The organism is Agrobacterium genomosp. 13 str. CFBP 6927, assembly GCA_900012615.1.
Classification (GTDB): Bacteria; Pseudomonadota; Alphaproteobacteria; order Rhizobiales; family Rhizobiaceae; genus Agrobacterium.
On the sequence record LT009757.1, the window covers coordinates 114,294 to 134,648 of the forward strand.

The following is a 20,355-nucleotide window of genomic DNA, read 5'->3' on the forward strand; positions in this document are numbered from 1 at the left end:
CGTCCCGGAGGGGGAGAAGGTCGGCCCGGAAGGGTCGGAGTGGACGGGGCTAGCTCTCCGGATATCTCCTACCCTCCGCCCCCTCATCCCGCTGCCGCGGACTTCTCCCCTCGGGGAGAAGAAACTTGTGGCACCCGCTCGGTCCTAGCCGCTGGCTTACTGCGCGACGGGCAGCCCCGTGGCCGTTTCGATCTGCTTGGCCGCATCATCAAGCGCTGCTTTCGCATCGGGATAACCGCCGGCGAAATATTTCGTCTGCGTCGCCTTGTAGATCGCATCCGCATCCGACTGGAACGCCGTGCCGCGGCTCGGCACGATCTTCGGCAGGGTGGCCAGAATATCGGTCCACACCGCCTGCCCGCCCCAATAGGCCTGCTTTTCCTTGACGAAGGGATCGTCGATGGCTGAGAGCAGCGAGGGAACGAGGCCAAAGGATTTCAGCATCGTCACCTGACCTTCATTGGTGGTCAGCGCGTAATCGATATATTTCCACGCCGCTTCCTTGTGCTGAGACGTCGAGCTGATCGCCAGCGACGAACCGCCGAGATTGGCCGCATGCGGACCATCCGCCGTCAGGCTCGGCATCAGATAGACGCCCCATTTGCCGGAAAGATCAGGCGAGCCGGAACGAACCGTGCCTTCATACCAGGCGCCATACATCTGGCTGGCGGCCTTGCCGGCGGTATTGGCCTGGATTTTCTCATCCCAGATCGCCGCCGTGATGATGCCGGCGTCCTTCATTTCCTTGACCTTTTCAAGGGTCGCGACACAGGCGGGCTGGTTGATGGTGATGTTCTGGCCATCGGTCGAAAAGTAACCGCATCCCTGCTCATTGGCGATCATGCGAAACCATTCGCTATCGCCATTGAAATCGGCCTGCGCCATCACGGTGCCGGGATTGGCGGCCATGACCTTCTTGCCGGCGGCGATGAAATCATCCCAGCTTTTGATGGTGGCCGGATCGACGCCTGCCTTCTCATAGAAGTCGCGGCGATAAAATACCGCCACCGGACCGGAATCCCACGGAACCGCATAGGCGACGCCGTCAACCTCCAGCTCCGTGCGCTTGAAATCAGGGAAAAGCGCCTGTTTCTCAGGCGTATAGCCAAGCTCGGTCAGATTGGCGAAACAATCGGGAAAACGGCTCCAGAACAGTTCCGCTTCGAAATTTTCAATGGTGACGATATCAGGAAGACCATCGCCCCCGGCTGCGCAGGCGGCCAGTGTCTTGTCGAAAACCTGATTGTTTCCAAGGTCTTCAACGACGATCTTGATGTCCGGATTCTGCTTGTTGAAGCCCTCTACCGTGGATTTCAGCGCGGAAGCTGCGACGTTCCAGCTCCAGATGGTGACGGTTTCCGTTTGCGCGAAAGCCGGGGCTGCGAGAAGCAGCATGGCCGTAGACGCGCCAAGAAATTTCAAGCACATTGAAAACCTCCCTTTTTCAATTGCCGTTCTTCAGCGAACATGGGCACATTAGCGGCGACAGGAAATCTGTCTCGTAAAAAGGGAACATCGATTTGGCGGAAAGTAAGATTGCTGAAAGAGCCTTCTACCAGCCGGGTGCAAGCAGCATCGAAGGCATGCCGACGACGCTGCAGCTTTTTCACAATCATCCGCCCATCATGCTCAGGCCTCACTGGCACGCGCAGGTGGAAGTGAATTACGTCATGTCGGGATCGGTGCATTATCGCATGGGCGATCACGACCTGACGCTTAATGCCGGCCAGATGTGCATCTTCTGGGGTGGCCAGCCGCACCAGATGGACCACTCCTCCGACGATTCCTTTTACGCCGGCGCGCATCTGCCGCTGGTGCACTTCTTCCGCATGCGGCTGCCCGCCACCGTCTCCAGCCTGCTGATGGGTGGTGCTACGATGGTGAGCGCTGAGACCGACCGGGCAGATGCGGAAAATTTCGGCCGCTGGTTCCGTTACGTCACTTCGGGCGATCCGGCGAAAGCCCAGCACGCGGTGGAGGAATTGCTGCTCAGGGTCGAGCGGATGTTCCTTGAACCCTACTCCGTCATATCATCCGCCGCCAATGGCAAACGCAGGGAGGATGACGAGGGCATGGCGCCCTCCATCGGCGTGGTGCGCATGTGCGACTTCATCGCCGCCAATTTTCTCGACGATATCGACGCGACGGAGATTGCCCGTGCCGCCTCGCTGCACCCGAAATATGCGATGAACCTGTTCCGCAAATCCACCGGCATGACGCTGATCAAATATCTGACCCTGCTCCGGCTTTCCCGCGCGCAGGCGATGCTGATGACGGGCAAGGACAATATCCTGCAAATCGCCATGGAAAGCGGCTTCGGCTCCGTCAGCGCCTTCAACAAGGCGTTCCGCCAGATATCAGGCATGTCTCCTTCCGATTTCCGCCGCGACATGCGGGCGACTGCGGCTTAACCTTCGATCTCTTCGAAATCGGAAAAAGCAGCGCTGCGCTGCCGCGCCGCCTGCCGATAGGCCCTTGGTGAACTGCCCAGCATTCTTCGGAACATGGTGGTGAAAGCCGGTATGTTTTCATAACCGGCATCCAGCGCCACATTCGTCACCGCCTCCCCCGCCGCCAGCCGCGGCAGCGAGGCGAAGATACAGGCCTGCTGGCGCCAGGTGACGAAACTCAACCCCAGTTCCTTGCGGAACAGCCGCGTAAACGAGCGGCGGCTGATGCCCATGGCCGCCGCCCAGTCGTCAATCTCCACCCGGGCCACCGGCTTTTTCAGGAAATCGCGGCACAGCGCCGCCAGACGCTGATTATCTGGAAAAGGCAGTCCGAGCGGCCTTTCCGGCAGGCGGTTGACCTCGTCCAGCAACAGCGCCCGCACAAGGCCCTGCCGGTGAAAAGCCGTCGGCTGGTGTTCTTCACCCAGCAATTCCGAAATCAGGCTGGAGGCGAGATCGGTTATTTCCACCACGCGCGGTGCGCCCGCATGAAACAGGTCCGGATGGACGTAGATCGAATGCATCTCCACCGTCGAGATGGTTTCCGCCTCATGTTGCAGCCCGGCGGGAATGAGCAATCCATGACCGGGCGGTATCATCCAGCGACCATCCGCAGTGCTGACAAGCACGACGCCCTGACGGGCGCACCAGATCTGCACGCGGCTATGGCTGTGGGGCGGCGTCCGGTGCCCGGTGGGGTAAACGCGGCAAAGCGCCAGCACCGGCTCATTGGTGCCGTCGATCAATTTCAGACTGCGTTCATGCTCGTCATGCGTCAGTCCTGAAGGCTGCCGCGATTTGATTTTTGCCATTTGGCCCACTCACAAAGAAAATCGTCCAGAACACAAATGCAGGCCAGAAACAATATGAATAAAAGCGGGAAGAAATAAAGACATGTTTCCCGTCTTCCGCCGGGAACCCGAGAGGACTTCATCATGGCCACTGTTACCAGCGCCGGCAACAGCTTCAATCCGCAACGCACGGCGTTTTCGATCATCGCAGCCGCCAGCTTCTGCCACATGCTGAACGACATCATGCAATCGCTGCTGACGTCGCTTTATCCGCTGCTGAAGGCGAATTACGCGCTCGATTTCATGCAGATCGGCCTGCTTACCTTCGCCTTTCAGGTCACTGCCTCGCTGCTGCAGCCGGTTGTCGGCATGGTGACAGACCGCTGGCCCATGCCGTTCTCCCTGCCCGTCGCCATGCTGTCCACCTGCGCCGGCCTCATCACGCTTGCTTTTGCCCATAGTTTCGAGGTTCTGGTGATCGGCGCCTGCCTCATCGGCATCGGTTCGGCGATCTTCCATCCAGAAGCCTCGCGCGTTGCGCGTCTCGCATCCGGCGGCCGTCATGGTCTGGCGCAGTCCTTCTTCCAGGTGGGTGGCAATACCGGCACCGCCATCGGCCCGCTGCTCGCCGCCTTCATCGTCATCCCGCTCGGCCAGACGAGCCTCAGCTGGTTCTCGCTGATCGCACTCGTCGGTTTTGGCGTGCTTTCCTGGGTTGGCGTCTGGTACACCCGCCACCGCCGTGCAACGGTCGGCAAGGCGCCGGCCAGCCGCACGCTTCCCCTTGCCCGTGGCACTGTCATGATGACGCTTCTGGTGCTGGTGGTTCTGACCGCCACCAAGAATGCCTATCTCGCCAGCCTGTCCAGCTACTTCACCTTCTACACCATCGACAAGTTCGGTCTTGGTGTTCAGGACGCGCAAGTTCTGCTGTTCCTCTTCCTCGGCGCTTCGGCACTGGGCGTGTTCTTCGGCGGCCCGATCGGCGACCGTTTCGGCTCGCGCGTCGTCATCTGGTTCTCGATCCTCGGCGTCATTCCCTTCGCGCTGCTGCTGCCCTATGCGAACCTGTTCTGGACGGCCATTCTCGTCGTCGTCATCGGCTTCGTGTTCTCCTCTGCTTTCTCGGCCATCGTCGTGTTCGCGCAGGAACTGGTGCCGGGCCGCGTCGGCCTCATCGCCGGCATGTTCTTCGGTTTCGCCTTCGGTTTCGGCGGCATCGGCGCTGCGGTTCTGGGTGTTTATGCGGATAAGGAAGGCATCGAATTCGTCTACCGCATCTGCTCCTACATGCCGCTGCTCGGACTGCTCACGGTGTTCCTGCCGAAACTGCCGAGCCACCGCTAAAAGCCTCGCGTTCAACGCTTTTCAACACGGTGGTCACCTGTGATACTCAGGTGACCGCCGTGATCCGTTGAGCGAAGACTGAGCCATGCAAATCCCGATAAAATCGATCCTCGTTTTCCACGCCGCGGCAAGGGCGGGCAGCATTTCCCGGGCGGCGGAAGAATTGAGCGTCACGCCATCGGCCGTTTCCCAGCAGATCCAGTTGCTGGAAGGCCAGCTCGGCACGACCCTGATGGCGCGAACCGGCCGCAAGGTGACATTGACGGAAGCGGGCGAGCGCTATTTTTCAATGATCACCGCCCAGATCGAGCAGATATCGGACGCCACCGACAGCATTCGCGGCTTCCGCTCGGTCACCACGCTGACGATCCGGGCGACGCCGACCATCTCCAACAAATGGCTGCTGCCGCGTCTCGGCTCGTTTCTGGAAGAGCATCCCGAACTGGAAGTGCGCCTCGACGGCACCAACGAGCCGACCGATTTTTCGCAGGAACTCGTCGATATAGAGCTGCGCCATGGCGATGGCCGCTGGCCGGGCCTCTTCGTGGAAGGGCTGGTGGAGGAGGAATTCCTGCCGGTCTGTTCGCCAAATTATAAGGGCGCCGGTAAATTTCTGCCCGAGGAATTGCAGAACCAGCGGCTGATCCATTCGGTCAAGGCGCAGGCGCAATGGAACCACTGGTTCCCTCTGGCCGGTGTCACGGCTGAGAAGCGCTGGCGGCGGGTCCTGTTCGACCGCAGCCACATGGCCATCGATGCCGCCGTTCTCGGCATCGGCGTGGCGCTGGAAAGCACCTTGATGATGGAGCGGGAGCTGCAGGACAAGATGCTGGTGCCGGCCGTGACGGACGCGCCGCGCATCAAGCTCGTCACCCAATGGATCGTTTGCCCGCATTCCCATCTGCGGCAGAGAAAAGTCATGCTGTTTCTGGAGTGGATGCGAAAACAACGCGACGAGTGGCGTGCCCGTCGCGTTGTCTGATTTTTCAGTTCTGTTCTTCCCGTTTCAATAAAGCCCCATCAGCCGAATCGGCCCGAGCGTCAGTACCGGGAACAGCACCAGCGCGAAGATGGCAAGCGTCAGCACCGTCATCGGCGCCAGCGAACCGCGAATGACATCCTCGATCTTCATATTCGCCACCTGTGCCGCCGCAAACAGGCAGACCCCCACCGGCGGCGTCACCAGCCCGAGCGTCAGCGTCATGACGGTCACGATCAGGAAATGGATCGGATCGATGCCCAGGGCCTCGACCGGCGGCATCAGCACCGGGATGAGGATGAACATCGCCGGGATCGCTTCCATGAAGATGCCGATGATGAGCAGGAACACGAAGATGACGAGCATGCCGGTCATCGGTCCAAGGTTCATGGCCTTCAAAAGCTCGGCCACCTGTTCGGGCAGACCATCGAAGGTGAAGACCCAGGCGGCGAGCTGCGAGGTGGCGGCGATGAACAGGATGGTGCCGGAAATGCGCGCGGTCGAGATCAATATTTCCGGCAGTTCGCGTATCGGTAGCGTGCGGTAAACGATGACGCCGAGCACCGCTACGTAAACCACCGCGATGGCAGCTGCTTCCGTTGGCGTGAAAAGGCCGCTGGCAATGCCGATGATCAGGATCAGCGGTGTCAGCATCGGCAGGATGGCGCGCAGACCCGTGACGACCACCAGACGGAAATTGAACGGTGTCGGCGGATTGTAACCGTAATGCACCGAATAGAAGTGGTTGAAGACGAGGAAGGCGAAGGCGATGAAAAGGCCGGGCACCAGACCCGCGATCAGCAGCGTGCCGATCGACACGTTGGCGATGGAACCGGCAATCACGATCAGGATCGACGGCGGAATGATCGAGGAGAGCGTCGAGGTGCAGAGTGTCATGCCGACGGCATAACCCTTTGGAAAACCGTGGCGCTCCATGGCCTTGATCTCGATGGCGCCGACCGAGGCGATATCGGCGACGGACGAGCCGGAGACGCCGGAAAAGATCACCGATGAGATGACGTTGACGTGGCCAAGCCCGCCGGGAAGCCAGCCGACCATGGCCTCGGCGAAATCAAAGATGCGCTCCGCCACTCGCCCCCGCTCCATGACCGTGCCGACCAGAATGAACAGCGGCACGGCAACGAGCAGGAAGGAGTTCATCGACGAGAACATCGTCTGCGACAGCAGGTCCATGGGCATGGATGTGAAGAGCCAGAGCGTGCCGACACTGGCGAGCGCCAGCGCGATGGCAAGCGGCACGCCGAGCATGCTGAGACCGAAAAAGGCGACGAGAAGAAAGACCGACATGGCTCAATGTCCTGCTGAAATGGAGATATCGGCATGGGCGATCTCGTCCGCCGGCAGGCCAAGTTCGGGAAGCGCGATGAGCTCCCGGCGGCTGCGCAGCGATTCGATGATGGCCAGCACGGCGATGATGGCGGAAACCGGTAACACGATACCGATGGTCCACATGGGGATCGGCAGGGTGGCGGCGGTCTCGTTCATCATGATCTGCTGGCGCACCAGGGTCAGGCCCGTCCAGCCCATCATGCCGAAAAAGAACACCGAGGAACCGACATAGATCGGCACCGCCAGCCGCCGGAAGAAGCGGTGAAACAGCACCAGAAACACCACGACACGGGCGCTTTCAACGGTGCGGAAGCCCGCGGCAAGGCCAAGGAACACCATCCAGATGAAGAGGAAACGCGTCGCCTCCTCGGTCCAGGGAAGCGGGCTGCCGGCAAGGCGGCCGATGACCTGAAGAAGAACGACGATGAGAATGCCGGCACAGGCTGCCCCTGCGGCCACATCGGCGATGAGTTTAACGATGGTGCCGAGCACCGAAGGTTTCGTATCGTTCATAACAATACCCTTCCACTGCTGAAACCGGATATCCGGTAAAACGAATGCCGCACTGCCTCTGCGGCAAAGCAACCCTTGCTGACGTTGGGGAAGGCCGGACCGAGATCCGGCCTTCCATGCACGAAAACGTCAGTTCGTCTTGAGAAAAGCCTGCGTCTTGTCGAAGAAAGCCTGATCTTTCACCAGCGCGGAGAACTTCGCCGAAAGGCCGGCCGCCACCGCCACGAAAGCCTTGCGTTCGTCGTCGGTCAGCGTGTTCACCTCCATGCCGTTCTTCTTCAGCGTTTCGAGCGACTTGTCGATATCGGCAGCGTCGTTCTGCGCCTTCCAGGCTTCGGTCTCGGTGGCTGCTTCCTTCAGCGCGGTCTTGAAGTTCTCATCGAGACCTTCGAAGCGGGCCGGGTTCATGCCCAGCACCCAGGCGTCAGCAATGTGATTGCTGATCGTCAGATACTTCTGCACTTCGTAAAGCTTGGCGCTAACCGGCACGTTGACCGGATTTTCCTGTCCGTCGACGACCTTGAGCTGGAGAGCATTATAGACCTCGGCAAAGGCCATCGGCGTCGGAGCCGCACCCATGGCGCCGAAGAATTCGACCCAGAGCGGATTGTTCGGCACGCGCAGCTTCATGCCCTTAAGATCGGCCGGCGACTTGATCGGCGCCTTGGAATTGGTGATCTGGCGCAGCGGCCGCGACCAGAGATCGAGCCCGAGAATGCCGATCTTGCTCAGATCGGTGGAAAGCTCTTTGCCGAGATCGCTGTCGAGATAGACCCGGAGCTGGTCGATATCGCGGAACTGGTAGGGAATGGCGATGGCCGTGAACTTCGGATTGAAGGTCGCGTAAAGCGAGGTCGAGTTCAACAGCATGTCAAGCGAACCGCCGGCCAGCTGCTTGACGCCCGCCGAAGGGTCGCCGCCATAAAGCGTGCCGTTCGGAAACACCTTGATCTTGAGCTTGCCGTCGGTCTTTTTCGAAACGATCTCGGCAAACTTATTGGCGGCGAGCGTGATTTCGGAATTGTCGGCATCCGGCGTCGAAAGCGTCAGCGTTTCGGCCTGCGCGATGGATGCGACCAGCATGGTGGCGGCGAGAGCCAGCCCGTAAAGTTTCGAAATTTTCATGTGTTCCTCCCTTGTTATCTCTAGACAGTTTCGAGCGTTCCTCCGAACGCATTCATGCGCTTAATCTCAAGGATCACACCGCTGTGATCAAGCTCACCCGCGCCATGCTCGACCATGGAGCGGAACAGCCGGTCAACCTCCTCGCCAACCGGTAGTCTGAGGCCCCGGCTTCTGGCGAAGGCCAGCGCCGTGGACGTATCCTTCACCTGATATTTTGCCGGGCCACCGGGGCGGAAATCGCCCTCCACCATGCGTTTTCCGTGCTGGCGGAAGACGGTGGAATCGGCAAAGCCGCCAAGCAGGGCTTGGCGCACCTGCGCCGGGTCTGCTCCCCCCTCTTCCACGAGGGTCAGAGCTTCGGCGACGGCGCATATTGTCGAGGCGACGATCAACTGATTGGCGAGCTTAGCCAGAGAACCGCAGCCCACCGGACCGACATGGGTGACGCGGCCCAAACAACCAAGGAGCGGCCGCAGCACATCCACATCCTGTTGTTCGCCGCCGGCCATGATGGCGAGCGTTCCTTCGATAGCTCCCTTTTCGCCGCCGGATACGGGCGCATCGACATATCTGACCCCGCATGCCCTGGTTGTCTCCGCCTGTTCCATTGCGGTCTCGACGGGAATGGAACTCATGACCAGCAGCACCGCGCCGGGCTTCATGGCTGAAACGACGCCCGATGGGCCGAGCAGAACCTCGTTGCAGACCGGCCCGGAACTCAGCATGCAGAGCACGGCATCCGCTTCAGACGCGGCCTCGGCTGCCGTTGTTACCGCCAGCACGCCCTTGTCGGCCAGAACCGCAGCTTTTTCAGCGCTGCGGTTCCAGACCTTGACGGAAAATCCGGCCTCCGCCAGACGCGCCGCCATGGGAGCACCCATGATACCCGTTCCGATAACGGCGATCCGGCGAATGTCAGCCATTGTTTCCATCCTTCAGAGCCATTGCCGGTTCAGAAAACGCACCGGCAGTTCTTCTTCGATGAGGGCGGGAAATGCTTCCCGAAACCGGTCGAGATGCGGTGTTTTCAGATGGTCGTCGAAAGCCTGACGGCTGTCATAGACCTCGTAGAACACCACATTGTTCCCCGCTTCCGGCCGCACCACATCGAATTGCCGGCAGCCCGGTTCATCCTGAACCGAATGCCTGGCGTCATCGCGCGCCGCATCGAGAAAGGCATCCATCGCGTCGGGCTTCACCCGGAATTCTGCGATCACCACGAAAGCTCCGTTCGACATGCTCTCTGCCCCGCCCATCACGCCGCAGCGTCTTTTTGCGGACGGAAGTTGTTTTCCATGTCCTGGCGCAGCTTCACCACATCGAGATCATTGACCAGCTCCACATCGTCGAAGCTGACGATCTGGTCTTTCTTGATGGCGCGCTTCAGCTTGACATTATGGGCAAGGCCGATGGGCAGCGCCTTGATATCAAGGCTGCGGGTGGCCGGAATGGCGTTTGCCCAGACCGCGTAACCGCCCTCGCCGTCGAGCATCTCGCCGGGCTGCATATCCTTCTTCGCGGTTGCAACCGCATCGCCGCGGAACTCCTTCGAGCAACCGGTGGCTTCATTGCGCAGCACGGCGGACAGCACGCTGATCGAGGTTTCCAGCCCGATGATGTGGAACGGACGCCACATGGAAGCATACCAGCCGGAGGGATCAGTCAGCAGGCCATATTGTTTGAAGCAGGCGCGGGCATATTCATTATGCGCCTTGAAGGTGACGAACACGCCGTAACGGATGTTGTTGAACACCTCGCGCCCATCCGGCTCCTGGCTCGCGGCAATATCGACCAGACCGGAGCGCGACATGCGGCCGCCATCGGCAGCCGGGCGGAAGACGCGGGCGAGATCATGCAGGCCGGCGGGCGGGAAGGCCAGACCGTCATCCGGGCAATCCAGCCCCGTGCCGTTGGCGACGGCCGCCATTTCGATGGCCGCCTTGGTGCCGTCGGTGAAGGAATTGTACATTTTCGGATTGAAGTCGCCCTTGGCCACTTCCTCGTCGGTCCAGCCGAAATAACCCCAGACCGTGTCCGGCGTCGAATAACGGTAACGCGGCTCGAAATTCATGCCCTTGCCGGCGGAAACGACCTCGAAGCCGGTGGCTCGCGCCCAGTCCACCAGCTCGCAGATCAGCGCCGGCTGGTCGCCGTAAGCCATGGAATAGATCAGGCCCTTGGCCCGGGCCTTTTCAGCAAGGATCGGCCCGACCATGACATCGGCTTCGACATTGACCATGACGACGTGCTTGTTGTGCTCGATGGCGCCCAGTGCATGGCGCGCGCCGGCCAGCGGATGGCCGGTCGCTTCGATCACGCATTCGATCTCGCCGCAGGCGAAAAGCTCGTTCACATCGTCGGTCACATAGGTCTTGCCGCTCTTCAGCGCATCGGCGCAGCTTGTCGCGTCGTAACGCTCCTTCGGCCAGCCGACGCGGTCAAACGATTCCCTTGCCTTGCCGACATTGAGGTCTGCGACGGCGACCATGTGGAAACCGGCGATGCGCTGCGCCTGCGCCAGCACCATGGAGCCGAACTTGCCGGCGCCGATAAGACCAACCCGGACAGGTTTGCCGCCGGCTGCACGCGCTGACAGAAGAGAATAGAGATTCATGTTTTGACATCCTTCGCTGGGGAAATTGCTGGCGAGAATGTCCAGACTGCCCGGCGAAGGCCATGCGATACCGAGGCTGCGAAGGTTCACCCCTCGCGGCGCTGGCCACATGACGTTTCTGCGTTCCTCCCGGATCCCGGCACGCCTTTGCGCCGGCTCTCGCGGTCGCCTCCCAAAGCAACCTTGAGACCAGAGTAGGAGCGTTCAGATATTAGTTCTATTTAGAAAATCAGATTTTTCGTTTAGTTTATCTAACAAGCTATCAGGCCGATTTGCGTAGCATCAGATCGGCGCTGAGCAGGATGCGTTCACGCATCCGTGTCGTGTCATCCGTCTCATCATCCAGCTTCTGCAGCAGAAGCTCGATCGACAGCCTGCCGATCTCGTTATAATTCTGCGCCACCGTGGTAATCGGCGGGCAGGCATAACGCGACAGCGGATGATCGTCATGGCCGGCAACCCTGAGGTCGTAATCGGCGCCATGGCCAACCTTGATGCCCTTCTGGAAGGCGGCGGCGATGACGCCGAAGGCGATACGGTCATTGGCGCATAAAATGGTGCGCGATGGCAAATGCCCCGCCCCATCCATCAGCCGCGTCGCTTCATCAAAGGCGAAACGCTCGAAATCCCAGGTGACGATGCCGGGAACATCGATGACATGCGGCTCGAAACCGAGACGCTGCATCGCCTCCTCATAGGCGGTGCGGCGTGTCGCGGCGTTGGTATTGACCTGCGGCATATCGAAAAAACAGGGTGGTTCGCCCGAACGGCAGAGATAATCCACCATCAGCCCGACACTCTGGCGGTTGTCCGTGCCGACAAAGGCCGAAGTCTCATCCAGCGGCGAATCGACATAAACGATCGGAATGCTGGCCGCGAGCTGCTCCAGCGTGGCGCGATGGGATTTGACGCCGAGCGGCGCGATGATGGCGCCCGCCACATTCATCGACTTGAAGGTGCGGATCGCCCGGTCCTCGATTTCCGCCTTGCCATCCGACGACAGCACGAAGGCAAGGAACCCCGCCTCGTTGGCGATGAGTTCGATGCGGCTCGTCAGCGCCATGTAGAACGGATCGGTTGAGTTCGGGATGATGATGCCGATGATATTGGAACGGCGGCGGTTGAGGTTAACGGCGAAGATATTCGGCCGGAAGCCCGATTTCTTCAGCGCATCCTCGATGGCATCCCGCGTTTTTTTGCGGACCGAGGCCGGATCATTGAAGTATTTCGAAACGGTCGGGCGGGAAAGGCCGACGAATTCCGAAAATTCTTCCATCGTCCTGATAGATTTGGCCAAAGTGCTTGCCCCCATGAAATATTACATGTGGTACTCTATATCGACCGGCCTTCGCACGAAAAGCCGGTCGAATGGTTATCAACGGCCAAACGATCATTCGGCCGCAAACTGCACTTTCATCGTCGCCGGATCAGACGGTTTTTTCGTAAAGAATGGCAGCATTTCCGAAAGCGGCAGCCGGTGCGACACCAGTCGCGCCATGAGATTGCCATCCGTCTCCAGAATGGCAAGCGCCTGCGGTATGTTGCGGTTCAACGAATGGGAGCCGACAAGCTTCAGCTGACGCCGGAAGATTTCGAAAGGCGCCACCGAAATGCGGGCATCCGGCGCGCAGACGCCGAAAAACAGCGCGGTGCCGCCATCCGCAACCAGCGGGATCATCGCTTCTGCAACGGGTGCGATACCGGTCGCATCGGCGACGACATCGAAAGACTTCTGTTGCCGCAGCAGCGCGTCCGAGCCGGAAACCGCCACCTGGAGCCCGAGACCTTCGGCAAAAGCCAGCCTGCTTTCGTTGATATCGGCAATCGTCACCGTCTCGATGCCGCGCGCTTTCAGCGACAGGGCAAGCAGCAGGCCGATGGGACCGGCGCCAAAAACGAGGGCGTTTTCAGCCACCGTTCCGTTCTCGCCAATGCCCGCGCTCTGCATGCCGTTGACGACGCAGGCGAGCGGCTCGGCCAGCGCCGCGACATGATAGGGCATGGCACCGATGCCATGCAGGTGATCGGCGTGTACGACGCTGAATTCCGCGAAACCGCCATTATGGGAAACGCCATAGGCCTTCAGCGTGCTGCAAAGATTGGTCAGCCCCTTACGGCAGCTCGGGCAGGTGCCGCAAGGCAGATTGGGATCGACCACCACCCGGTCGCCGGTCTTTATGCCCGTCACATCGGCGGCCACGGCTGCGACTTCACCGGCATATTCATGGCCCGGAATGACCGGAAAGGCACCGTCGCCGTAACGCGCGTGGAGAACGTCGATATCGGTGTGGCAGAGGCCGGAAGCCTTGACCCGCACGAGCGCGTGGCCCGGCGGCAGATCGGCAACGGGAACTTCCGCCAGAACGGCCTGTCCCTTCTCGACGAATTGAATGGCATGCATGGTCATCTCCGGCTTTTCAGCTCATCCAGTTGCCGCCGTCGACATTATATGTCTGGGCGAGAATATAATCGCTGTCGGAAGAGGCGAGGAAAACCGCAAGCCCCTTGATGTCATCGGGCGTCGCAAAACGGCCGATCGGCACGGATTTCGCCACCGCCGCCTTCTTCTCACCCGGCTTCAGGCCTTCCCATTTGGCAAATTCCGCATCGACCACTTCCCAATGCTCACCATCCACCACACCGGGTGCAATGGCGTTGACATTGATGCCGTGCTTGACGAGCGCCAGCGCCGCCGACTGCGTGGCGGAAATGATCGCCGCCTTGGAAGCGCAATAAAGCGTGACGAGCGCCTCGCCGCGACGGCCGGCCTGGCTCGCCATATTGATGATCTTGCCGCCGCGCGCCCGCTCGATCATCACATTGGAAACCGCCTTCATTATGAAAAGCGGTCCCTTGAGATTGATGTCGAAGACCCGCTCATAACTCTGTTCGGTAATGCCGTTGATCGGCGCCATGTCGAAGATCGCGGCATTGTTGACGAGAATGTCGATGCCGCCGAATTCCTCATCCACCGCCTTCACCACGGCGTCGATCTCGGAAAGATCGGTCACATCCAGCTTCACGGCCTTGGCTGCAGGGCCGATGGCGGCAGCAGAGGCTGTCGCGCGGGCAATATCGATATCGGCGATAATCACCTTCGCACCTTCATCGGCAAAAGCCTGCGCGAAACCAAGGCCGATGCCGCGGGCGGCGCCGGTGATCAGCGCGACCTTGTTCTTCAATCTCATGTCGATCTCCGTGATGCATGGTGGGGAATCTGGCCATGCTCGCTTGTTGTTAGATATTGTTCTCACCGGCTCATTCCTGTGCTTGTCACAGGAAACCAGCAGACGCGGCTCCCACGCGGCGAGAGAGTCCTTCCAGCCCAAAGACTTGGGCTGACTGGATTCCTGTGACAAGCACAGGAATGAGGGTCGCGGGTGTGTGAAACCACCCATGCCGCCCGCCCCCGAAAGGCGAACGGGCGGCACGCCGGGAGGACGCGGCTACTTGATGTAGCCCGCGCGGGTCATGTCACGCTCGACCTGTTTCTGCGCGCCTTCGAGCGCCGCATCGACGGTCTGCTGGCCGGAAAGGGCGGCCGCGATCTGCTGGCCGACAACCGTACCGATGGACTGGAACTCCGGTATGGCGACGAACTGCACGCCGGTATAGGGCACCGGATCCTTGGTCGGCTTGGACGGATCGGCAGACATGATCGCCTTCAGCACCGTATCCGCGAAAGGCGCAGCCTTCTTGTATTCCGGCAGCTCATAGGTGGATTTGCGCGTGCCCGGCGGCACGGCCACCCAGCCTTCGCTTTCACCAACCGTTTTCACATAGGACTTCGAAGTCGCCCATTTGACGAAGGACTTGGCGGTTTCAAGCTTCTTCGTGCTGTTCGGGATTGCAAGGTTCCACGACCACGACCAGCTCGAACCGTTCGGCGTTACCTCGACCGGAGCACGCGTAAACGCGGTCTTGTCGGCAACCTGGCTCTGCTTGGGGTCATAAACGCGGCCCGCCGCCGAGGTGGCGTCGATCCACATGGCGCAACGGCCGGATGAAAACAGCGTCTGGTTTTCGTTGAAGCCGTTGGCGGCCGCACCGGGCGGGCCGTAGGAGGTCATCAGCGCCACATAATCCGCAATCGCCTTTTTCCACGGCTCGCTCGTCAGCTGCGGCTTCCAGTCCATGTCGAACCAGCGGCCGCCATAGGTATTGATCATGGTGCCGAGGAAGGCCATGTTTTCGCCCCAGCCCGGCTTGCCGCGCAGGCATATGCCATATTGCTGTTTCGACTTGTCGGTCAGCTTGGCGGCGAAATCCTTGATCTGGTCGTAGGTCGGATTGTCAGGCATCTTCAGGCCGGCGGCGTCGAACAGATCCTTGCGGTAAAGCGTGAACGAGCTTTCGGTGTAGAACGGCACGGCGTAAAGCTTGCCGTCCACCGTCAGGCCCTTTTTGATCGGGTCGAGCAGATCGGCATAGTCATAATCGTCGCCGAGATCGTCGACGGGCGCCAGCCAGCCCTGCTTGCCCCAGATCGGCGCTTCGTAACCGCCGATGGTCATGATGTCGAACTGGCCGCCATTGGTGGCGATATCGGTGGTGACGCGTTCGCGCAGAACATTCTCTTCCAGCACGATCCAGTTGATCTTGTTGCCTGTTTCCTTCTCCCAGGCGCTGGAAAGCTTCTGCATGATGATCATGTCGCCATTGTTGACGGTGGCGATGTTGATCTCTTCCGCCTGCGCCAGCCCGGCCAGAAGCCCGGCTCCAACCACAGACGACGACAGAATTCCAATGAATTTGCTCATGATACCCGCTCCTCCTTTACGGATGTCCACGCATAACAATACATGCGTAAATTTTTTATCTCGCGAAATCGCATCCATTGTCAACATCCAAAAATAAATGATCGCGCAGCCAAACCGCCCGAAACCTGCATAAATCCTTGTTTATACCAATATATTCGCTTCATAATTTATTATTTCGCGCATTTTCATTGCTGCATCGCAGCAGAAATTTCATCCATCGATATATTGACGCGCGTAAACTTTAACTGATATCCGGAAAAGCAGCAGACCAAAAATGCACCTGCCCGGCAGGACGGCACATGCTTATGGAGGAGACGATGAGGCAGGCATCTACACTGGCGCCGCAGACACAGGGCCCGACCATCACGGCCGGCGAAATCCTCGTGGAGATCATGGCGACGACGGTGGGAAACGGCTTTCTCGAGCCGCAAACGCTGATCGGCCCTTTCCCGAGCGGCGCACCGGCCATCTTCATCGATCAGGTGGCGCGGTGCGGCGGAACCGCCGGCATCATCGCCGCCGTCGGTGACGACGATTTCGGTCGCCTCAATGTCGAAAGACTGCGCCACGATGGCGTCGATGTCTCGGCAATCGCCACTATTCCAGATCGCCCAACCGGCAGTGCCTTCGTGCGCTACCGGGAGAACGGCGCGCGCGACTTCGTTTTCAACATCGCCCATTCGGCGGCCAGCGAAACGCAGATGACGGATGAGGCGCAGGCGCTCATCGAAAAAGCCGGCCATGTGCACGTCATGGGATCGGCCTTCGCGATTGCCGGCATTGGCGACATCATTCTGGCGGCGATCGGACATGTCAGGGCACGTGGCGGTTCGGTGTCTTTCGATCCGAACATCCGCAAGGAACTGGCGCAGGGTGACGAAGGCCGCAGGCTGATCGACGATCTGCTTGCCGTCACCGATCTCCTGCTGCCGTCAGGCGAGGAACTTCAGGCCGCCTCCGGACTGGACGATGAGGAAGCGGCGATAGAAAAGCTGCTCGCCTCCGGTGTCGGCGAAATCGTGCTGAAACGCGGTGCGAAGGGCGCAAGCCATTTCAGCCGCACCCATGGGCGCATCGACGCCCCCGGCCTGAAGGTGGCGGAAATCGACCCGACCGGTGCCGGCGACTGTTTCGGCGCAACCTACCTCACCTGCCGCCGCCTCGGCATGCACCCGGCAAAAGCGCTCGCTTACGCCAATGCATCGGGTGCCCACAACGTCATCAGGCGCGGCCCGATGGAGGGCGCTGCCAGCCTTGCCGAACTCGATGCCTTCATGGCCGCGCAATTGTCGGAGGAAGTCCTATGACCGCCATTCTGGAAAATCTCGCCGCCGCCCGCCGCGCCGGCAAACCCGCGGGCATCACGTCCGTCTGTTCGGCCCACCCCGTCGTCCTGCGCGCCGCGATCCGCCGCGCCGCCGCCAGCAAGACAGCCGTGCTGATCGAGGCGACCTGCAATCAGGTCAACCATCTCGGCGGTTATACCGGCATGACGCCGCGTGATTTCGTTGCCTTCGTCAACAGCATCGCGGCGGAAGAAGGACTGCCCGGCGAACTCCTGATTTTCGGCGGCGATCATCTCGGACCCAATCCCTGGCGCAGGGAGAAGGCCGAAGAGGCGCTGACAAAAGCCGCCGCCATGGTCGAAGCCTATGTGGCATCGGGTTTTCGCAAGATTCACCTTGATGCATCGATGGGTTGCGCCGGTGAGCCGGCAGCGCTGGATGACGTCACCATCGCCAACCGCGCCGCCAAACTTGCGGCCGTTGCCGAAAAGACGGCCACCGATGCCGGCCTGCCCAAACCGCTTTATATTCTCGGCACCGAAGTGCCGGTGCCTGGCGGTGCCGACCATGTGCTCGACACGGTTGCGCCAACGCAGCCGCAGGCGGCGCGCAACACCATCGACCTTCACCGCGAGATATTCGCGCAGCACGGTCTTTCGCAAGCCTTCGAACGGGTCATCGCTTTCGTCGTGCAGCCCGGTGTGGAATTCGGCAGCGACAATGTCGTTGCTTATGATCCGCAGGCCGCGGAAGCGCTGAGCGCCGTTCTGGACGGCGAACCGCAGCTGGTGTTCGAGGCCCATTCCACCGATTACCAGACCGAGCCTGCCCTTGCCGCACTGGTGCGCGACGGATATCCGATCCTCAAAGTCGGTCCGGGCCTCACCTTCGCTTACCGGGAAGCGCTTTATGCGCTTGATATGATCGCATCCGAAATGGTCGGCACCTATGGCGACCGGCCGCTGGCGCGGACCATGGAAAAACTGATGTTGAGCGCGCCGGGCGACTGGCAGGGCCATTACCATGGCGACGACATCACGCTGCGATTGCAGCGCCACTATAGTTACAGCGACCGCATCCGTTATTACTGGACGCGGCCGGAAGCGTTGCAGGCCGTTTCCGCCTTGCATAAGGCGCTGGATGGGAAGACAATTCCCGAAACCCTGCTGCGCCAGTATCTCGGCGAATTACCGCTCGCCACAGTTGCGGGCGAGGACGCGGAAGAGATTTTGATCGCGGCTGTGGATCAGGTTCTGGCGACCTATCACGCAGCGACGGGCGAAGGCCGCCATTGACGGCAATCATAAATCCGGATGCCCCTGCGGCAGAGGCCGCCGGAGCGAAATGGGGGAAGTGCGAGCGGTTTCATCTGAAGTCCCGCTCATACTCATAACTATATCCGTGAGGGAGGACGACTAATGGCAACCCGAAACACGAGCGGTCTTGCGCGGGTTATGCTTGCGCCATCGGTGCTGTTATTGCTGGTGTGGATGATCGTGCCTCTGGCGATGACGCTCTGGTTCTCGTTCCAGAACTACAATCTCCTCAACCCGGCCAATGTCAGCTTTGCGGGCCTGTTCAATTACCAGTATTTCTACACCGACCCGGCCTTCTTCCAGTCGATCTGGAACACGCTTTTGATCGTCGGCGGCGTGCTTGCGATCACCGTCATCGGCGGTATCGCCATTGCGCTCTTGCTCGACAATGACATTTTCGGCCAGGGCATCGTCCGCATCATGATCATCTCGCCCTTCTTCGTCATGCCGCCGGTGGCCGCATTGGTGTGGAAGAACATGATCATGCATCCCGGTTACGGCGTGCTTGCCGATCTCTCCCGTTTCTTCGGTTTCCAGCCGGTCGACTGGTTCGCGCAGTTTCCGCTGCTGTCGATCATCATCATCGTCGCCTGGCAATGGCTGCCGTTTGCGACATTGATCCTGCTCACCGCCCTGCAGTCGCTCGATGGCGAGCAGAAGGAAGCGGCCGAGATGGATGGCGCCAACTTCGTCAACCGCTTCGTCTACCTGACGCTGCCGCATCTGTCGCGCGCCATCACCGTCGTCATCCTGATCCAGACGATCTTCCTGCTCGGCGTTTACGCGGAAATCCTCGTCACCACCAATGGCGGACCGGGTTATGCCTCCACCAACCTCGCCTTCCTCATCTATCGCACCGCGCTTCTCGGTTACGACGTCGGCGGCGCTTCGGCCGGCGGCATCATCGCCGTCATCCTCGCCAATATCGTCGCCATCTTCCTGATGCGCGCCGTCGGCAAGAACCTCGACCGGTAAAGGGGGAAACATCATGGCCCGCAAGACAACCACACGTGCGAAGATCGGCTTTTCCATCGCGGCCTGGGCCGTGGCGCTCCTGCTATTCTTCCCGATCCTCTATGCCTTCCTCACCTCGATCAAGACCGAGCCGGAGGCAATCGCCGGCTTCAGCCTCATTCCCTCGGGCACGCTTGAGAATTACGTGACGGTGCAGACCCAGCGCGATTACTTCAAGCCGTTCATGAACTCGGTCGTGCTGTCGCTCGGCTCGACGATCATTGCGCTGATCATCGCCATCCCCGCCGCCTGGGCCATGGCGTTCTCGCCGACCAAGCGCACCAAGGACATTTTGATGTGGATGCTCTCCACCAAGATGATGCCGGCCGTCGCCGTGCTGGTGCCAATCTATCTGATCTTCCGCAATGCCGGCCTGCTCGATACCCGCATTGGGCTCACCATCATGCTCACCTTCATCAACCTGCCGATCGTCATCTGGATGCTCTACACTTACTTCCGGGAAATCCCCGGCGAGATTCTGGAAGCGGCCCGCATGGATGGTGCATCCTTGTGGAACGAGATCGTGCATGTGCTGACGCCGATGGCGGTGCCGGGCATTGCCTCGACGCTGCTCCTCAACGTCATCCTCGCCTGGAACGAAGCCTTCTGGACCATCCGGCTGACGACCACCAATGCCGCCCCGCTGACGGCCTTCATCGCCTCCTTCTCAAGCCCACAGGGGCTGTTCTGGGCAAAACTCTCGGCCGCCTCGATGATGGCGATCGCCCCCATTCTCGTCATCGGCTGGTTCTCGCAGAAACAACTCGTGCGTGGCCTGACCTTTGGCGCCGTGAAATAAGGAACGACAAA

The 20,355-nt window shown here is 60.3% G+C and carries 19 protein-coding genes; 7 read left to right on the top strand and 12 right to left on the bottom strand.

Annotation, left to right across the window (positions count from 1 at the left end; genetic code table 11):
* Window positions 1-156: 156 nt before the first annotated feature.
* The gene (locus tag AGR13A_RS14910) at window positions 157-1,428 is read right to left on the bottom strand and encodes an ABC transporter substrate-binding protein (protein ID WP_080820771.1); all 1,272 of its coding nucleotides are present in this window, start codon (window positions 1,426-1,428) and stop codon (window positions 157-159) included.
* A gap of 92 nt (window positions 1,429-1,520) precedes the next feature.
* On the opposite strand from AGR13A_RS14910, the gene AGR13A_RS14915 reads away from it, so the two are divergent.
* Window positions 1,521-2,411, top strand: coding sequence for a helix-turn-helix domain-containing protein (locus tag AGR13A_RS14915; protein ID WP_080837051.1), 891 nt, complete (start codon window positions 1,521-1,523; stop codon window positions 2,409-2,411).
* Here AGR13A_RS14915 and AGR13A_RS14920 read toward each other — a convergent pair.
* The gene (locus AGR13A_RS14920) at window positions 2,408-3,262 is read right to left on the bottom strand and encodes an AraC family transcriptional regulator (RefSeq protein ID WP_080837053.1); all 855 of its coding nucleotides are present in this window, start codon (window positions 3,260-3,262) and stop codon (window positions 2,408-2,410) included. The two genes, AGR13A_RS14915 and AGR13A_RS14920, sit on opposite strands and share 4 nt — an antisense overlap.
* A gap of 123 nt (window positions 3,263-3,385) precedes the next feature.
* Here AGR13A_RS14920 and AGR13A_RS14925 point away from each other — a divergent pair, with 123 nt between their 5' ends.
* Entirely contained in the window at window positions 3,386-4,588 is a 1,203-nt protein-coding gene (locus AGR13A_RS14925) for an MFS transporter (RefSeq protein WP_003522697.1), read from the top strand.
* An 85-nt stretch (window positions 4,589-4,673) separates the two neighbouring features.
* A complete protein-coding gene (locus tag AGR13A_RS14930; protein WP_080837055.1) occupies window positions 4,674-5,570 on the top strand; it encodes a LysR substrate-binding domain-containing protein in 897 nt (298 codons plus the stop codon).
* Between the two features lie 24 nt (window positions 5,571-5,594).
* On the opposite strand, the gene AGR13A_RS14935 is transcribed toward AGR13A_RS14930, so the two are convergent.
* The 10 genes from AGR13A_RS14935 to AGR13A_RS14980 all read right to left on the bottom strand — a co-directional run bounded on the left by AGR13A_RS14935 (window position 5,595) and on the right by AGR13A_RS14980 (window position 15,929).
* Window positions 5,595-6,875, bottom strand: a complete 1,281-nt coding sequence (locus tag AGR13A_RS14935; protein ID WP_080837058.1) for a TRAP transporter large permease — start codon at window positions 6,873-6,875, stop codon at window positions 5,595-5,597.
* A gap of 3 nt (window positions 6,876-6,878) precedes the next feature.
* Entirely contained in the window at window positions 6,879-7,430 is a 552-nt protein-coding gene (locus tag AGR13A_RS14940) for a TRAP transporter small permease (protein ID WP_059757030.1), read from the bottom strand.
* A gap of 129 nt (window positions 7,431-7,559) precedes the next feature.
* A complete protein-coding gene (locus tag AGR13A_RS14945; protein WP_080837060.1) occupies window positions 7,560-8,555 on the bottom strand; it encodes a DctP family TRAP transporter solute-binding subunit in 996 nt (331 codons plus the stop codon).
* 20 nt (window positions 8,556-8,575) lie between these two features.
* The gene (locus tag AGR13A_RS14950) at window positions 8,576-9,478 is read right to left on the bottom strand and encodes an NAD(P)-dependent oxidoreductase (RefSeq protein WP_080837062.1); all 903 of its coding nucleotides are present in this window, start codon (window positions 9,476-9,478) and stop codon (window positions 8,576-8,578) included.
* Between the two features lie 12 nt (window positions 9,479-9,490).
* Entirely contained in the window at window positions 9,491-9,793 is a 303-nt protein-coding gene (locus AGR13A_RS14955; protein WP_080840203.1) for a putative quinol monooxygenase, read from the bottom strand.
* Between the two features lie 17 nt (window positions 9,794-9,810).
* On the bottom strand, window positions 9,811-11,169 hold the full coding sequence (locus AGR13A_RS14960) for an NAD(P)H-dependent oxidoreductase (RefSeq protein WP_167377554.1): 1,359 nt from the start codon (window positions 11,167-11,169) through the stop codon (window positions 9,811-9,813).
* 262 nt (window positions 11,170-11,431) lie between these two features.
* A complete protein-coding gene (locus AGR13A_RS14965) occupies window positions 11,432-12,445 on the bottom strand; it encodes a LacI family DNA-binding transcriptional regulator (RefSeq protein ID WP_080837066.1) in 1,014 nt (337 codons plus the stop codon).
* Between the two features lie 114 nt (window positions 12,446-12,559).
* On the bottom strand, window positions 12,560-13,570 hold the full coding sequence (locus tag AGR13A_RS14970) for a D-altritol 5-dehydrogenase (RefSeq protein ID WP_080840205.1): 1,011 nt from the start codon (window positions 13,568-13,570) through the stop codon (window positions 12,560-12,562).
* Window positions 13,571-13,586: 16 nt separating this feature from the next.
* Window positions 13,587-14,357 carry a galactitol 2-dehydrogenase gene (locus tag AGR13A_RS14975; protein ID WP_080837068.1) on the bottom strand — a complete coding sequence of 257 codons (771 nt, stop codon included), beginning with the start codon at window positions 14,355-14,357 and terminating at the stop codon, window positions 13,587-13,589.
* 258 nt (window positions 14,358-14,615) lie between these two features.
* Entirely contained in the window at window positions 14,616-15,929 is a 1,314-nt protein-coding gene (locus tag AGR13A_RS14980; RefSeq protein ID WP_046800382.1) for an ABC transporter substrate-binding protein, read from the bottom strand.
* 299 nt (window positions 15,930-16,228) lie between these two features.
* Between AGR13A_RS14980 and AGR13A_RS14985 the strand changes: the two genes are divergently transcribed.
* The 4 genes from AGR13A_RS14985 to AGR13A_RS15000 all read left to right on the top strand — a co-directional run bounded on the left by AGR13A_RS14985 (window position 16,229) and on the right by AGR13A_RS15000 (window position 20,344).
* Complete coding sequence (locus tag AGR13A_RS14985; RefSeq protein ID WP_167377555.1) at window positions 16,229-17,236, top strand: tagatose kinase; 1,008 nt, start codon at window positions 16,229-16,231, stop codon at window positions 17,234-17,236.
* Window positions 17,233-18,510 carry a D-tagatose-bisphosphate aldolase, class II, non-catalytic subunit gene (locus AGR13A_RS14990; RefSeq protein WP_080837070.1) on the top strand — a complete coding sequence of 426 codons (1,278 nt, stop codon included), beginning with the start codon at window positions 17,233-17,235 and terminating at the stop codon, window positions 18,508-18,510. Before AGR13A_RS14985 ends, AGR13A_RS14990 begins: the two co-directional genes overlap by 4 nt.
* Before the next feature lie 123 nt (window positions 18,511-18,633).
* Entirely contained in the window at window positions 18,634-19,506 is an 873-nt protein-coding gene (locus AGR13A_RS14995; RefSeq protein ID WP_080837071.1) for a carbohydrate ABC transporter permease, read from the top strand.
* A 13-nt stretch (window positions 19,507-19,519) separates the two neighbouring features.
* Complete coding sequence (locus AGR13A_RS15000; protein WP_080837073.1) at window positions 19,520-20,344, top strand: carbohydrate ABC transporter permease; 825 nt, start codon at window positions 19,520-19,522, stop codon at window positions 20,342-20,344.
* Window positions 20,345-20,355: the final 11 nt, after the last annotated feature.